Source organism: Croceicoccus sp. Ery15 (assembly GCF_020985305.1).
GTDB lineage: Bacteria > Pseudomonadota > Alphaproteobacteria > Sphingomonadales > Sphingomonadaceae > Croceicoccus.
Genome location: NZ_CP087588.1, coordinates 1,989,019 through 2,003,745, shown reverse-complemented (window position 1 = coordinate 2,003,745; position 14,727 = coordinate 1,989,019). Strand labels below are relative to the sequence as shown.

The following is a 14,727-nucleotide window of genomic DNA, read 5'->3' as shown; positions in this document are numbered from 1 at the left end:
CGCCCATCCGCCGGATTTCGCTTGGCAGGATGGCCGGTTGCCGTCCTGTCAGGGTCAACCCCCGCACGCATTGCGCCAGATCAATTTCGCGCGCCGCGCTCGCCCATGGCCCCGAAAATGACAGGGCCAACGGATAATCAGGGAACAGCCCCTACTGCATTGTCCACAGCCATGCAAAGCATGATTGGCGATGAGTGTGACCCGTTTTTCGCATCAACGCCGCCGCGATCGCGTGGCTATAGCACCTCGATCCGCGACAGGGCGCGTGCCGCCAGCGCCGGTTCCAGTGAGGCCAGCCCCTGTTCCGCACGCGTGAACAGCGCGATATCGGGACCGGTGCGCAGGAATTCCTGCCCGCCGGTCAGCGTGGCGATCCGCCGCGCGATCCCTTCGGCCCCGTCGACCAGCGCGACATCGGGGCCGAACGCCTCTCCCAGCTCTTCCGCGAGCAGGGGGAAATGGGTGCAGGCAAGAACCAGCGTATCGATCCTGTCGCCGCCCGGCATGGCCCGGAATTCGGCCAGAACGCCCGCGATCACGGCGGGATCGGGCGTGCGCCCGCGCAATTTGGCCTCTGCCGCGGCGACAAGGCCGGGGGCGGCAAGGCGCAGCAGCGTCTTGCCCTGCGCGAATTCCGCCTCAAGCCGGTCGACATAGGCCTGCCGGATCGTCGCCCCCGTGCCGATCAGCCCGATCACCCCCGTTTTCGTGGCGGCGGCGGCGGGTTTGACGGCGGGCACGGTGCCGACGATGGGGATATGCAGCACGTCGCGCACCATGCCCAGCGCGATGGTGCTGGCCGTGTTGCAGGCAATGCAGGCAAGGCGCGGCTGGAACCGTTCGGTCATGCGGCCCAGCAATCCGGCGACGCGGGCGGCGATTTCCGCCTCGCTCTTTTCGCCATAGGGCAGGCCGGCATTGTCGGCGGCGTAAATCACGGGCGCTTCGGGCAAAATCCGGCGCAGCGCATCCAGCACGGTCAGCCCGCCGACGCCCGAATCGAACACCAGCACGGGGGCATCGGGGCGGATCGTCGGGACAGTCTGGCTCATGCCCCATGCCATGCGATAGCGGGCGCGGTCTGGCAAGACGGCGCTTTGCGACCGCAAGGGCACGGCCCGGCTTCGTTCCGCTCCGCCGCTTGAGCCGCACCGGCCAAGCGGCTAACGGCAGGTTTCATCATTTTGGGAGTGTGCCCGCGTGACCATGATCGATCTGCTGTCCGCGCTGGTCTTCGGCTATGTACTGGGGTCGATCCCCTTTGGCGTCATCCTCACCCGCATGGCGGGGGCGGGCAATCTGCACGAAATCGGTTCGGGCGGCACGGGGGCGACCAATGTGCTGCGCACCGGTCGCAAGGGGCTGGCGGCGGCGACGCTGCTGCTCGATCTGGCAAAAGGCGTGACGGTCGTGCTGGTCGCCCGCGCGATCTGGCCGGGCACGGAACATTGGGCAGGGCTGGCCGCGGTGATCGGCCATTGCCTGCCGGTGTGGCTGCGCTTTCGCGGCGGCAAGGGCGTGGCGACATTGATGGGCGTGGCGCTGGGGCTGGCGTGGCCGGTCGGGCTGGCATTCGCGGTGGTGTGGCTGGGCATGCTGGCGGTCACCCGCATTTCCAGCGCCGGCGGGATGAGCGCGGCCGTCGCGGCCCCTCTCGCCGCCTATGGTCTGGGCTGGCCCCATTATGCGCTGGCGCTGGCGCTGATGGCGGCATTCGTGCTGTGGCGGCACCGCGCGAATATCGGGCGGCTAATGGCAGGCACCGAACCGCGCGTCGGCAAAAAATAGGCGCGAAGGGCAGCACCCAGCATCATGCCGGTTTCGCAGGAAGAGGCTTTTGCCCGCATCCGCCTGTTGCGATCGCCCCATGTCGGGCCGGTCAGCTTTCGCCAGTTGCTGGCGCGTTTCGGCAATGCGGTCGCCGCGCTGGAGGCTTTGCCAGAGATGGCCTCGCGCGGGGGCGGGAAGGGACAGGTCGCGCCCGAAGCTTTGGTGCGCGCGGAAGTGGCCGCCGTTCGCGCGGCAGGCGCACGCTATCTGTTCCACGACGATCCGGCATTCCCCGCGCTGCTGGCCGAATTGCACAATGGCCCGCCAATCCTGACGGTGCGGGGCGATCTGGCGCTGTTGCAGAAACCCGCCGTCGCCATCGTCGGCGCGCGCAATGCCTCTGCCGCCGCGATCTCGCTGGCGCGGCAGTTCGGGCGTGAACTTGCAGCGCAGGGGCGGCTTGTCGTGTCGGGCCTTGCCCGCGGGATCGATGCCGCCGCGCACGAAGGGGCGCTGGCCGAAGGGGCAACCGCCGGTGTGATCGCCAGCGGCATCGACATCGCCTATCCGCCCGAACACGCCGCCCTGCAGGACCGCATCGCGGCAGAAGGCGTGCTGATCGCCGAACAACCCGCCGGCACCCAGCCGCAGGCGCGTCATTTCCCCAGCCGCAACCGCATCATCGCGGGCATGGCGGCAGGCACGGTGGTGGTGGAGGCTGCGCCCAAATCGGGTAGCCTGATCACCGCGCGCATCGCGGCAGAGGCAGGGCGCGAGGTGATGGCCGTTCCCGGCAATCCGCGCGACGCACGGGCGCGAGGCTGCAACTATCTGATCCGCGAAGGGGCCGTGCTGGTGCAGGGGGCAGAGGACATTGCCGAATTGCTCGACAGCTTTACCGGCAGCCCGCGCAGCCGCTTTCGCGAGGAAGCGCCGGTGTTCGCGCATCTGGCGCCGGACGAAGCGGCAGAAACGATCGCCGACGCTGCCCCCGCCGATATCGCGGGGCTGATCTCGTCCGCTCCCGTCATGGTGGACGAGCTGATCCGCACCAGCGGCGCCGCGCCTTCTGCGGTTCAGCTTGCACTGCTGGAAATGGAGCTTGCAGGGCGCATCCAGCGCCATGCAGGGGGGCGGGTATCGCTGATTTAGGGGTCTTAACCGCCTTGACGGCCACCGCAAGCCATCCCCATTTTCGCGCGTATACGCGTAAGAGGGGCAGGAACAGCACCTGCCCGCATCGGGAATATCTGAAGTAACATGCAACTTGTCATCGTAGAATCGCCCGCCAAGGCCAAGACGATCGAGAAATATCTGGGGTCGGATTACAAGGTTCTGGCCAGCTATGGCCATGTCCGCGACCTGCCGCCCAAGGACGGTTCGGTAAAGCCCGACGAAGGCTTTGCGATGGACTGGGAGCTGTATGGCGACAAGCAGAAACAGGTGCGCGCCATCGCCGATGCCGCGAAAGAGGCGGACCGCCTGATCCTGGCCACTGACCCTGACCGCGAGGGGGAGGCGATCAGCTGGCATGTTCTGGAACTGCTGAAAAAGCGCAAGGCCCTGCCCAAGGATGTCGAGCGCGTGACGTTCAACGCGATCACCAAGACGGCGGTGACCGACGCGATGAAAAAGCCGCGCGACCTCGACCGCGATCTGATCGACGCCTATCTCGCCCGCCGCGCACTGGATTATCTGTTCGGCTTTACGCTGTCGCCGGTACTGTGGCGCAAGCTGCCCGGCGCGAAATCGGCGGGCCGCGTGCAATCGGTCGCCCTGCGCCTGATCGTCGAGCGCGAGCGCGAGATCGAGAGTTTTACGCCGCAGGAATACTGGTCGGTCGTCGCGCAGATGGAGCATGACGGCACCAGCTTCGATGCAAGGCTGGTGAAGTTCGAGGGCAACAAGCTTGAGAAGCTGTCGCTGGGCGAAGAGGGCATTGCGATCCGCGCCAAGACGGCGGTGATGAACGGCGCCTTCACGGTCGAGGATGTGGAGACCAAGCCGGTCCGCCGCAATCCCGCCCCGCCGTTCACAACATCGACCCTGCAACAGGAAGCCGCGCGCAAGTTGCATTATTCGGCCAGCCATACGATGCGGCTGGCGCAGGGCCTGTATGAGCAGGGCCTCATTACCTATATGCGGACCGACGGTGTCCAGATGGACCCCGGTGCGATCAGCCAGGCGCGCAAGGCGATTTCGGATCGCTATGACGGGCATTATCTGCCCGAAAAGCCGCGCCAGTATCAGACCAAGGCCAAGAACGCGCAGGAAGCGCACGAGGCGATCCGCCCCACCGATTTTACCAAGGCGCGTGGCGGAACAGGCGATGCGGCCAAACTGTACGATCTGATCTACAAGCGCGCTCTCGCCAGCCAGATGGCCGCCGCCAGCCTTGAACGCACCAGCGTCACCCTGCGCGACGGCACCGGCCAGCACGAGCTGCGCGCGACCGGTCAGGTGGTGAAGTTCCCCGGCTTCCTCGCCCTGTACGAGGAAGGGCTCGACCAGAAGAGCGACGACGATGACGAGGGTCTGTTGCCGCAGATGAAATCGGGCGACCGACCGGCGAAAAAGTCTGTCGATGCTGCGCAGCATTTCACCCAGCCGCCGCCGCGCTATTCCGAAGCCAGCCTGGTAAAGCGGCTGGAGGAACTGGGCATCGGCCGTCCGTCGACCTATGCCGCGACGCTGCAGGTTCTGAAGGACCGCAACTATGTCCGGACCGAGAAGAACCGCTTTTTCGCCGAGGATTCGGGCCGATTGCTGACGGCCTTCCTCGAACGGTTTTTCACCCGCTATGTCGCCTATGATTTCACTGCGGGGATGGAGGACGAGCTTGACGATGTGTCGGGCGGGCGGGCCGACTGGCACGACGTGCTCGAAGCGTTCTGGCGCGATTTCAAGCCCAAGTCGGACGAGGTGATGGAGCAGAAGCCCAGCGACATCACCGTGGCGCTGGACGAATTCCTTGCCGATTATTTGTTCCCCCCGCGCGACGACGGGCTGGCACCGCGTGCCTGCCCGCAATGTATCGCCGACGGGCGCGAAGGCGGCGAGTTGCACCTGCGCGGCGGGCGCAACGGGGCGTTCATCGGCTGTGTGAACTATCCCGAATGCAAATATACCCGCCGCTTCGGCCAACCCGGAGAGGATGGCGAGGGCGCGGACGGCGAGATTGGCAAGCACCCCGACACGGGCCTTGCGATTGAGCGCAAGACGGGTCGTTTCGGGCCCTATATCCAGATGGGCGAAGGGAAAGAGGCGGCGCGCGCGTCGATCCCCAAGGATATTCCCGAGCTGGACCTTGAATGGGCGGTCAAGTTGCTGTCGCTGCCGCGCATCGTGGGCGAACACCCCGAAACGGGCAAGGAGATCGAGGCGAATATCGGCCGCTATGGCCCTTATCTGCGCCATGACGGCAAATATGCGAAGCTGGCGGGTACGGCGGATGTGTTCGACACCGGCATGAATGCGGCGGTCACCCTGCTGGCCGAGGCGCAGAACCGCGGCGGACGCGGCGCCCGGGCCAAGGCCGAACCGCTGAAGACATTCGGGGAGCATCCGACCAGCGGCGGTGAGATCAAGCTGCTGGCGGGCCGCTATGGCCCCTATGTCACCGATGGCACGACCAATGCGACCATCCCGCGCGACATGAAGCCCGAGGATGTCACTGCCGAGGACGCCATTCGCCTGATCGACGAGCGCGCTGCCAAGGGCCCTGCCAAGAAGAAGGGCGCGAAGAAAAAGCCGGCTGCCAAAAAGACCGCTGCGACAAAGGCGCCTGCCAAAAAGAAGGCCGCAACGAAAAAGAAAGCCCCGACAAAGGATGCCGGGGCCAAGGCGGACGAAGCCGAAGGCTGATCGCGGGCGGCCCGATGGTCATGCCGCGGATAGCGGCAGTGGAACGATTTGCCGCCGCTGCCGTCTTTGACCCGTGCGGGTAATCGGAACACGCATGATACATGCGGCATTTGCGATTGGAAGATGATTTGGCGGGAGCCACGACAAGATCCGAAGCCGACCTCCAGAGCGCCTACGAGCGTGCCGAAGGCGAAGGGCTGCCGATGCCCCGCCGCATCTGGGCGATCGTTGCGGTCAGTTTCGGCACCGCCCTCTTCGTGCTCGATTCGGGCATCGCCAATGTCGCCCTGCCCACATTGTCGCGCGAACTGGGCGTGAGCGAGGGGGCGGTGACTGCGGTGGTTACTGTCTATCAGCTGGTGATGGTGATGGGGCTGCTGCCCTTTGCCAAACTGGGCGACCGGATCGGACACCGCCGCATTTACCAGATAGGGCAGGTCCTGTTCTGCGTGGCATCGGGATTGGTCTGGTTCATCGACAGCTTTGCCATGCTGCTGGTGCTGCGCGCGCTACAGGCGCTGGGAGCCAGCCTGGCGCTGGCCGTGGCATCGGCGATGATCCGCAATATCTATCCCGAAAAGAGCCTTGGCAGCGGGTTGGGGGTCAATTCGGTGGTGGTCGCATCCTCTGCCGCGCTGGCGCCGACACTGGGCGGTTACATCATCGCCGATTTCGACTGGCAGTATGTGTTCGTGGTCGCCGTGCCGTTCGCGCTGCTGTCGCTGGTGTTGGGGCGCAGCCTGCCCAATGCACGCCCCGGCGCGGATCTGGACGGCACGGGCAGCGTGTGGAGCGCGCTGACCGTTGCGCTGCTGATCGGCGGGGTGCAGCTGGCTGCACATGAGGGGACGCTGGTGCCCGGGATCGCCGCATTTCTCTTTGGTATCGGGTCGGCCTTCTATCTCGTCCGGCGCGAAGAGCGGCAGGCGCGGCCAGTGCTGCCCGTCGATATTCTGGCGCTGCCTGCGGTGGGATTGTCGGCACTGGCGGCAATCGCTGCCTTTTGCGCGACTGGCCTGCTAACCGTGTCGCTGCCCTTCATCCTTGAACAAAAGCTGGGCTATACGCCCGATCGGGTCGGCTTGCTTTTGCTGCCCTTTCCACTGACCATGCTTGTATTCGCTCCGTTCACCGGGTGGCTGTCCGACCGGATCGCACCGACCAAGCTGGGACTGTTCGGCCTGTCGATCCTTATCGCGGGTTTCGTATCTTTCATCTATCTGCCCGCCGATGGCAGCTATTTCGATGTGGGATGGCGGCTGGTGGCCTGCGCGATCGGTTTCGCGTTTTTCATGCCGCCCAATTCGCGCCTTCTGATCGGCAGTGCCCCCCGCGACCGCGCGGCCGCGGCGGGGGGTGTGATGTCGACGTCGCGCCTGTTCGGACAGGCCAATGCTGCGGCGCTGGCCGGCCTGATGCTGGGGCTGGGTCTGGGGCTCGGTCCGGTGCCGTTCTATCTTGCAATCGGACTTTCGGTGCTGGCGGGCGCATGCTCGCTCACCCGCTATCGCACGATCAGGGCGCAGCGGCGGCTGGCCGACTATGCCGAGATCGGGACCTGAATCATTTCACCCAGTCAAGGCCCAGCACGTCGTAAAGCTCGCGGTCTTCTGCCCAGTTTTCCTGCACTTTCACATGCAGGAACAGATGCACTTTCTGGCCCAGCAATTCGGCCAGCTCGGCGCGCGCCGCTTCTCCGATTGCCTTGATCCGCGCACCGCGCTTGCCCAGCACGATGGGTTTCTGGCTTTCGCGGCCCAGCACGATCTGCTGCCGGATCTCGACCGAACCGTCGGGCCGTTCGACATAGGCCTCGGGCCGGATCGCGCTGTCATAGGGCAGCTCGTCGCGCAGCTGGCGATAGAGCTGTTCGCGGGTGATCTCCGCCGCCAGCAGGCGCTGCGACGCGTCGGACACCTGATCTTCGGGATAGAGCCACGGGCCTTCGGGCATCATCGCGGCCAGATGCGCCTTCAATTCGGGCACGCCGTCGCCGGTCAGCGCCGAGATGAAGAAAATCTCGTCGAAATTGCCCTTTTCGGCAAATTCCTGCGCCAGCAGCAGCAGTGCATCCTTCTTCGCGGCATCGACCTTGTTGATCGCCAGCAGCTTGCGTTCGGGGCGCGAAGCCAGCGCTTCGATCAGCGGCATCAGCTCGTGCCGGCGCAGCTTCACCGCGTCGATCACCAGCAGGATCGCATCGGCCGCCTCGGCCCCTTCCCACGCGGCATTGACCATCGCGCGGTCCAGCCTGCGTTGCGGCGCGAAAATACCGGGCGTGTCGGCCAGTACGATCTGGGTCGGCGCGCCACCCGCGCCATGGGTCCCCGCGCCATCGCCCCCCGCACCATCGCTCAGGGGGCCATCGGCCAGCGCAATGCCCAAAAGGCGTGCGCGCGTCGTTTGTGCCTTGGGGCTGGTAATCGCCACCTTCTGGGCCACCAGCGCGTTGACCAGCGTCGATTTGCCCGCATTGGGTGCGCCCAGCACGGCCACCACGCCGCAGCGGGTGGTTGCGGCGGTTTCGTTCGTTGTCTCGTCCATCGTGTCTATCCGTGACGCTCTAGAAAGCGGGCCGCCGCGTCGGTTTCGGCCTGCTGTTTGGATATGCCCGTGCCGGTTTCCTCGCCCACGCCCCTGACCGATACGCGCACGGTAAAGCGCAGCGCATGATCGGGGCCGCTGCGTTCGACCAGCTCGTATTCCGGCATCTTGCGGCGATTGCCCGCGGCCCATTCCTGCAGGGCCGATTTGGGGTGTTTCGACTGGCCCGCACGCCCTTCGACCGCTTCGTCCCACCAGCGGCGCACCATGGCGCGGGCGGTTTCGAAACCGTGTTCCAGGAAACAGGCGCCGATCAGCGCCTCGATCACGTCGCCAAGAATATTGTCGCTGTCCAGACCGCCATCGGCGCGCGCCTGCTTGCCCAGCCGCATATGGTCGGCCAGCCCGACCGCGCGCGCCACCTTGGCACAGGCGGCGCGGCTGACCAGCGCGTTCAGCCGCTGGGACAGCTTGCCCTCGGCCCCGTCGGTGCGTTCATACAGCCATTCCGCAATGGTCAGGCCCAGCACGCGGTCGCCCAGAAATTCCAGCCGCTGGTAATCGAATGCCTCGCCCGTGCTGCCATGGGTCAGCGCCGCGATCCACACGCATTCGTCGCGCAGCGGCGCGCCGGTCTGCGTCTCGATCCAGTCGCGGGTCCCCTGTTCGAATGCGATGCGGTCGTGCTTGTCCTTTGCCGTCATGTCCTTTGCCGTCAGAAAGTCTCGCCAATGCGGTTCCAGCGCGTGGCCGAAACCCATGTCCACGGCTTGACCCAGCTGGCCGAACCGTCGGTAGAGAACATCATGATCTGCGCCTTGCCGACAAGGTTTTCCATCGGAACCATGCCGATCCCGCCGCCGATCTGCGCCGGAAAACGGCTGTCTTCCGAATTGTCGCGATTGTCGCCCATGGCGAAGATATGGCCTTCGGGTACGGTGAACACGCCGGTATCGTCCTGCGGCGTGTCGATCAGGTCCAGCACCTGATAGCTGCGACCCGAGGGCAAAGTCTCGACATAGCGCGGATAGCGGCATGTCAGCGACCCGTCCGGCTGCGCTTCCTCGAACCGAGCGTCGACGCAGGCCGAACCGCGGCCCGACAGGCGCGATGCATCGATCATGTTCTGGCTGACGGGCAGCAACAGATCGTCGATCCGCTTTTTGGGCACCGGATCGCCATTGATGAACAATTGCCCGCCGCGCATCTGGATCTGGTCGCCGGGCAGGCCGATCACACGCTTGATGTAATCGTTCGCCTGGTTCGGCGGCGCTTTGAAGATCGCCACATCGCCGCGTTCGGGCGTGCTGGCCAGAATGCGGCCCGGAATCAGCGGCATCGAAAAGGGCAGCGAATAGCGGGTGAAGCCATAGGACCATTTCGACGCCAGCAGATAATCGCCGATCAACAGGCGCGGCAGCATCGATTCCGACGGAATGTTGAAGGGCGAAAAGATAAAGCTGCGAAAGATGAAAACGATCACCGCCAGCTTCAGCAGGAAGACGGGAAAGCTGTCCTCCTTCTTCTCTTTCTTCGGCTTTTGCGTGGTGGCGGGCTTGGCAAAGGGATCGCCGCCTGCCGGGGCCTGACCGACGGGTTCGCCCTGCGGCGCGTTTTCGCCATTATTGCTGGAGCCGGAAATTTGCATGTAACCTGTTTTCGCCTGCCGATGGTCTGGTATCGCAGCGCGGCATAGGGCAGGAAACGCACGGCGGCCAAGCGAAAACCTGCCGCTTTCATTGATTCTACGGCCAGTGAGGGACCGAATTCATGACCGATGCCGCCGCGATCCGCGACCGCCTCAACACTTTGCCCACGCCGACATTGCAGGACCTTTTCGCTGCCGACCCCCGGCGACTGTCGGCGCTGACCGGCCGGATCGGCTGGGGCGAAGGGGAATTTGCAGGCTCGATCCTGTTCGACTGGTCGAAAACCCATCTGGACGAGGCGCACCTGACCGCGTTCGAGGAACTGGCCGATGCGATGGATTTCGCCGGTCGCCGCGACGTGCTGCTGAACGGCGGCATCGCCAACCCGACCGAAGGGCGTGCCGCCGAACACACGGCCCAGCGCGGCGTGGGTAATGACGCCAGCGTCGAGGAAGCGATGGCGCTGCACCAGCGTATGAAGCTGCTGGTAGAGGCGATCCGCGCGCAGGAACTGGGCCATGTCAAACATCTGATCCATATCGGCATTGGCGGGTCGGCGCTGGGCCCGGCCTGTGCGCTGGCCATGCTGGCGCGCGATGTGGATGCGCCGCTGATCGATGTGCATGTCGTGTCGAATATCGACGGCTGCGCGCTGGAAGACGCGATGCATGCCTGTGATCCCAAAACGACGATGATCGCGGTCGCGTCCAAGACCTTCACCACGATCGAGACGATGACCAATGCGGAAAGCGCGCTCGACTGGCTCAGGACGGGCGGAGTGGCCGATCCCTATGGCCGCGTCGTCGCGCTGACCGCCAGCCCCGAAAAGGCCGTGGAATGGGGTGTCGACGAAACACGCGTGCTGCCGTTCAGCGAGACGGTGGGCGGGCGATATTCGCTGTGGTCGTCGATCGGCTTTCCCGTCGCCATCGCGCTGGGCTGGGACGAGTTCGAGGAAATGCTGGCAGGCGCGCAGGCAGTGGATGTGCATTTCCGCGATACCGAAGGGCGCGGCAATCTGTGCCTTCGCGCCGCCTTTGCCGACCAGCTTTATACGCGGCTGCGCGGCTGCCAGACGCGGGCGGTGTTTGCCTATGACGAAAGGCTGAAGCTGTTTCCCGATTATCTGCAACAGCTTGAAATGGAATCGAACGGCAAGCTGGTGACGATGGACGGCCAGCCCGTCGACGGACCGACCGCGCCGATCACATGGGGCGGGGTGGGCACCGATGCGCAGCATGCGGTGTTCCAGCTGCTGCATCAGGGCACGGTGCTGGTGCCGGTGGATTTCATCGCCAGCATCGCACCGGGGGACGAGCTTTCGCCCGAACATCACCGCATCCTGTTGACGAACTGTTTTGCGCAGGGCGCGGCGCTGATGGCGGGCAAGCCCAGCGACGATCCGGCGCGCAGCTATCCCGGCAACCGCCCCAGCGCGACGATGCTGTGCGACGATATGGACGCGGCGACACTGGGCGCGCTGATCGCATTCCACGAACACCGCACCTTCTGCAACGCAGTGCTGATGGGCATCAACCCGTTCGACCAGTTCGGCGTGGAACTGGGCAAGCAGATCGCAAATCAGATCAGCGGGCAGATCGAAAGCGGCAAGGGCGATCCCTTTGACCCCAGCACCGAAGCCTTGCTGGAGGCGGCCGGTCTGAAGTGAGGCCGGACGGGGCGGACGGTTTGCAATCCGCCCCGCACGGCCCATATCGCCTCCGACCTATCAGGAGCGATTCATGACCGACCAAGCCGCCAGCCAATATGATTTCGACCTTTTCGTCATTGGCGCCGGTTCGGGCGGGGTGCGGGCATCGCGCGTCGCGGCGGCCCATGGCGCGCGCGTTGCTGTGGCGGAAGAGCACCGGATCGGCGGCACCTGCGTCATCCGCGGCTGCGTGCCAAAGAAGATGCTGGTCTATGGCGCGCATTTTGCCGAGGATCTGGAGGATGCGCAGCAATTCGGCTGGACGGTCGAAAAGGCCAGCTTCGACTGGAAGAAACTGCGCGACACGGTGCTTGACGATGTGACGCGCATTTCGGGCCTCTATACCCAGACCCTTGGCAATCACGATGTGACGATTTTCGACGAACGCGCCGAACTGGTCGATGCACATACGCTGAAACTGGCGGGCGGACGCACGGTGACTGCCGACAAAATCCTGATCGCCACCGGCGCCCGCCCCCGCGTGCCCGATTGCCCCGGCCACGAACACGGCATCACCAGTAACGAGGCTTTTCACCTCGACGAATTGCCCAAACGGGTGCTGATCGCGGGCGGCGGCTATATCGCCAATGAATTCGCCGGCATTTTCAACGAATTCGGCAGCAAGGTCACGATCATCAACCGGTCTGACAAGCTGCTGCGCGGCTATGACGAGAGCCTGCGCGACCGGCTGCTGCAAATCTCGACCATGAAGGGCATCGATTTCCGCTTCAACGCCGAATTCCGCGGGATCGAAAAGCTGGACAACGGGTGTCTTAAAGTGTCGATGACCAAGCACGAGGATATGGAAGTCGATTGCGTGCTGTTCGCCACGGGCCGCGTGCCCAATGTCGAGGGGTTGGGCCTTGAGAATGCGGGCGTCGAACTGGGCGAGCGGGGCGAGATCAAGGTCGACCGCTTCTCGAAAACCAGCGTCGACAATATCTATGCCGTCGGCGATGTGACCGACCGCGTGCAGCTGACCCCCGTCGCCATCCGCGAAGGGCAGGCCTTTGCCGACAGCGTGTTCGGCGGCAAGCCGAGCAGCGTATCCTATGACTGTATCCCCAGCGCGGTGTTCAGCCACCCGCCCATCGCCGCCGTCGGCATGACCGAGGGTGAGGCGCGCAACAAGCTGGGCGACGTGAAGGTCTATCTGTCCGATTTCCGCCCGATGAAAAACGTGCTGGCGGGAAGGAATGAGCGGGCGCTGTACAAGATGATCTGCGAGGGTAATTCGGGCAAGATCGTGGGCATCCACATGATCGGCCCCGACGTGGCGGAGATCATGCAGGCCGCCGCCGTCGCGGTAAAGGCAGGGCTGACCAAAGAGGATTTCGACGCCACCGTCGCCATCCATCCGACCATGGCGGAAGAGCTGGTCCTGTTGAAATAGCGGGTCAGAGCCGCGCTCCCTTCCATTTCACCGGTATCCGCAAATACTGCACGCCATTCGCTTCGGCCTCGGCAAAGCGGCCTGCGCGGATATTGACCTGGATCGACGGCAACAGCAGGCGCGGCACCGCCAGCCCCGCGTCGCGCGCTTCGCGCATGGCGACGAATTCGTCCTCGCTTACACCGTCATGCACATGGACGCTTGACCGCCGCTGTTCGCCGATGGTCGTTTCCCAGCGATAATCCTCGCGCCCCGGCGCCTTGTAATCGTGGCACAGGAACAGGCGTGTATCATCGGGCAGGGTCAGCAGCCTGCGGATCGAGCGATAGAGAGTGCGCGCGTCGCCGCCGGGAAAATCGGCGCGGGCAGTGCCGTAATCGGGCATGAACAGGGTGTCGCCCACGAACGCCGTGTCGTCCACCAGATAGGCCATGTCGGCAGGCGTATGGCCCGGTACGTGCATGGCTGTCACGGTCAGCTCGCCCACCGCGAAACGCTCGCCGTCGTCGAACAATCGGTCGAAGTCGGAACCGTCGGTCTGCAGATCGGTCATGGCGAAAATGGGCCGGAAAATTCGCTGCACATCGCGTATATGCGCGCCGATCCCGATCCATGCGTCGGTCTTCGTTTTAAAGAACGGGGCGGCCGACAGATGATCGGCATGGGCGTGGGTTTCCAGCACCATTTCGATGCGCCAGTCATGGTCCTGCGCAAATTGTAGGATGCGCTCGGCCGAGGCGAAGTCTGCCTCGCCGCTGGCCAGATCGAAATCCAGTACCGGATCGATCACGGCAGCCGTTCGTGTGGCGGGGTCGCCCAGCAGATAGCTGATCGTATTGGTCGGTTCGTCGAAAAACGCCTCGATAATAGGCTGGGTCATATGGTCGCTCCGTTCTTCGCTTGACTATATATTATTATATACTAAATTAGCAATACCTAATGGAGTAACGCAATGCTCAAGACCCCGATGGATCTTGTCAGTTTCGAAGCGAAAGCGGGCGATGTGGCCGAAATTTTGAAGGCTATCGGCAATGTCCGGCGGCTGATGCTGCTGTGCAGGCTGGTCGAGCGGGGCGAGATGAACGTGGGCGATCTGGCGCAGGCGGTTGGCCTGTCTTCTTCGGCCTGTTCGCAGCATCTGGCCAAAATGCGCGACGAGGGGCTGGTGGCCTTCCGGCGCGAGAGCCAGACGCTTTGGTATCGCATCGCCGATCCGCGTGTCGAAACGCTGCTCGGCACGCTCCATGCCTTATATTGCGAGGATTGATGCGATGACGAAACTGACGACTCTCTCTCCCGCCGATGCGCGCGCGGCCATCGCCGCGGGCGCCTGCCTTGTCGATATTCGCGGGGCCGACGAATTTGCCCGCGAACATATTCCGGGCGCGGTCCATGTGCCGCTGGACCGGCTGGGCGAACTGCCCACGGATGGCGGGCCGGTGATCTTCCATTGCCGTTCGGGAATGCGCACCGCCGCCAATGCATCGCAACTGTCCGCCCAGACGCGCGGTTGCGAGGCGTTCCTGCTCGAAGGCGGGATCGACGCATGGCGCAAGGCGGGCCTGCCGGTTGAAGCGGATCGGTCGCAGCCTATCGAACTCATCCGGCAGGTGCAGATCGCCGCCGGTTCGCTGGTGCTGCTGGGCGTTTTGCTGGGGCTTCTGGTCGCTCCTGCATTCTTCGGCATTGCGGGTTTCGTCGGCGCGGGGCTGGTGATGGCGGGCGTGACCGGATGGTGCGGCATGGCGCATTTGCTGGCCGTGATGCCGTGGAACCGCCGCGCCGCAGCTTGATCC

At 64.5% G+C, this 14,727-nt stretch carries 13 protein-coding genes; 8 read left to right on the top strand and 5 right to left on the bottom strand.

What is annotated here, in order from left to right; all coding sequences use genetic code 11:
* Positions 1 to 236 precede the first annotated feature (236 nt).
* Positions 237 to 1,052 carry a glutamate racemase gene (murI, locus tag LOZ77_RS09780; protein ID WP_230278994.1) on the bottom strand — a complete coding sequence of 272 codons (816 nt, stop codon included), beginning with the start codon at positions 1,050 to 1,052 and terminating at the stop codon, positions 237 to 239.
* A 154-nt stretch (positions 1,053 to 1,206) separates the two neighbouring features.
* Here murI and plsY point away from each other — a divergent pair, with 154 nt between their 5' ends.
* The 4 genes from plsY (at position 1,207) to LOZ77_RS09760 (ending at position 7,196) form a co-directional block, all read left to right on the top strand.
* A complete protein-coding gene (plsY, locus tag LOZ77_RS09775; RefSeq protein ID WP_230281834.1) occupies positions 1,207 to 1,788 on the top strand; it encodes a glycerol-3-phosphate 1-O-acyltransferase PlsY in 582 nt (193 codons plus the stop codon).
* 24 nt (positions 1,789 to 1,812) lie between these two features.
* The gene (gene dprA / locus LOZ77_RS09770) at positions 1,813 to 2,922 is read left to right on the top strand and encodes a DNA-processing protein DprA (protein WP_230278993.1); all 1,110 of its coding nucleotides are present in this window, start codon (positions 1,813 to 1,815) and stop codon (positions 2,920 to 2,922) included.
* 108 nt (positions 2,923 to 3,030) lie between these two features.
* Positions 3,031 to 5,634: a type I DNA topoisomerase gene (gene topA / locus LOZ77_RS09765; RefSeq protein WP_230278992.1), complete on the top strand. Its 2,604-nt coding sequence runs from the start codon at positions 3,031 to 3,033 to the stop codon at positions 5,632 to 5,634.
* 128 nt (positions 5,635 to 5,762) lie between these two features.
* Positions 5,763 to 7,196, top strand: coding sequence for an MFS transporter (locus tag LOZ77_RS09760; protein ID WP_230278991.1), 1,434 nt, complete (start codon positions 5,763 to 5,765; stop codon positions 7,194 to 7,196).
* Between the two features lies 1 nt (position 7,197).
* Here LOZ77_RS09760 and era read toward each other — a convergent pair whose 3' ends face one another.
* The 3 genes from era to lepB are packed head-to-tail and all read right to left on the bottom strand — an operon-like array spanning position 7,198 to position 9,826.
* A complete protein-coding gene (gene era / locus LOZ77_RS09755) occupies positions 7,198 to 8,178 on the bottom strand; it encodes a GTPase Era (protein ID WP_230278990.1) in 981 nt (326 codons plus the stop codon).
* A 5-nt stretch (positions 8,179 to 8,183) separates the two neighbouring features.
* Positions 8,184 to 8,882, bottom strand: coding sequence for a ribonuclease III (rnc, locus tag LOZ77_RS09750; RefSeq protein WP_370638080.1), 699 nt, complete (start codon positions 8,880 to 8,882; stop codon positions 8,184 to 8,186).
* An 11-nt stretch (positions 8,883 to 8,893) separates the two neighbouring features.
* The gene (gene lepB, locus LOZ77_RS09745; RefSeq protein WP_230278988.1) at positions 8,894 to 9,826 is read right to left on the bottom strand and encodes a signal peptidase I; all 933 of its coding nucleotides are present in this window, start codon (positions 9,824 to 9,826) and stop codon (positions 8,894 to 8,896) included.
* A 122-nt stretch (positions 9,827 to 9,948) separates the two neighbouring features.
* On the opposite strand from lepB, the gene pgi reads away from it, so the two are divergent.
* Together pgi and gor are read left to right on the top strand one after the other, a co-directional pair.
* Positions 9,949 to 11,496 (top strand): glucose-6-phosphate isomerase, encoded by a 1,548-nt coding sequence (pgi, locus tag LOZ77_RS09740; RefSeq protein ID WP_230278987.1) that lies wholly within the window; start codon positions 9,949 to 9,951, stop codon positions 11,494 to 11,496.
* Between the two features lie 73 nt (positions 11,497 to 11,569).
* Positions 11,570 to 12,931, top strand: a complete 1,362-nt coding sequence (gor, locus tag LOZ77_RS09735; RefSeq protein WP_230278986.1) for a glutathione-disulfide reductase — start codon at positions 11,570 to 11,572, stop codon at positions 12,929 to 12,931.
* A 4-nt stretch (positions 12,932 to 12,935) separates the two neighbouring features.
* Here gor and LOZ77_RS09730 read toward each other — a convergent pair whose 3' ends face one another.
* Complete coding sequence (locus LOZ77_RS09730; RefSeq protein WP_230278985.1) at positions 12,936 to 13,811, bottom strand: MBL fold metallo-hydrolase; 876 nt, start codon at positions 13,809 to 13,811, stop codon at positions 12,936 to 12,938.
* 72 nt (positions 13,812 to 13,883) lie between these two features.
* Here LOZ77_RS09730 and LOZ77_RS09725 point away from each other — a divergent pair, with 72 nt between their 5' ends.
* Entirely contained in the window at positions 13,884 to 14,198 is a 315-nt protein-coding gene (locus tag LOZ77_RS09725; protein WP_230278984.1) for a helix-turn-helix transcriptional regulator, read from the top strand.
* A gap of 4 nt (positions 14,199 to 14,202) precedes the next feature.
* Complete coding sequence (locus tag LOZ77_RS09720; protein ID WP_230278983.1) at positions 14,203 to 14,724, top strand: rhodanese family protein; 522 nt, start codon at positions 14,203 to 14,205, stop codon at positions 14,722 to 14,724.
* Positions 14,725 to 14,727: the final 3 nt, after the last annotated feature.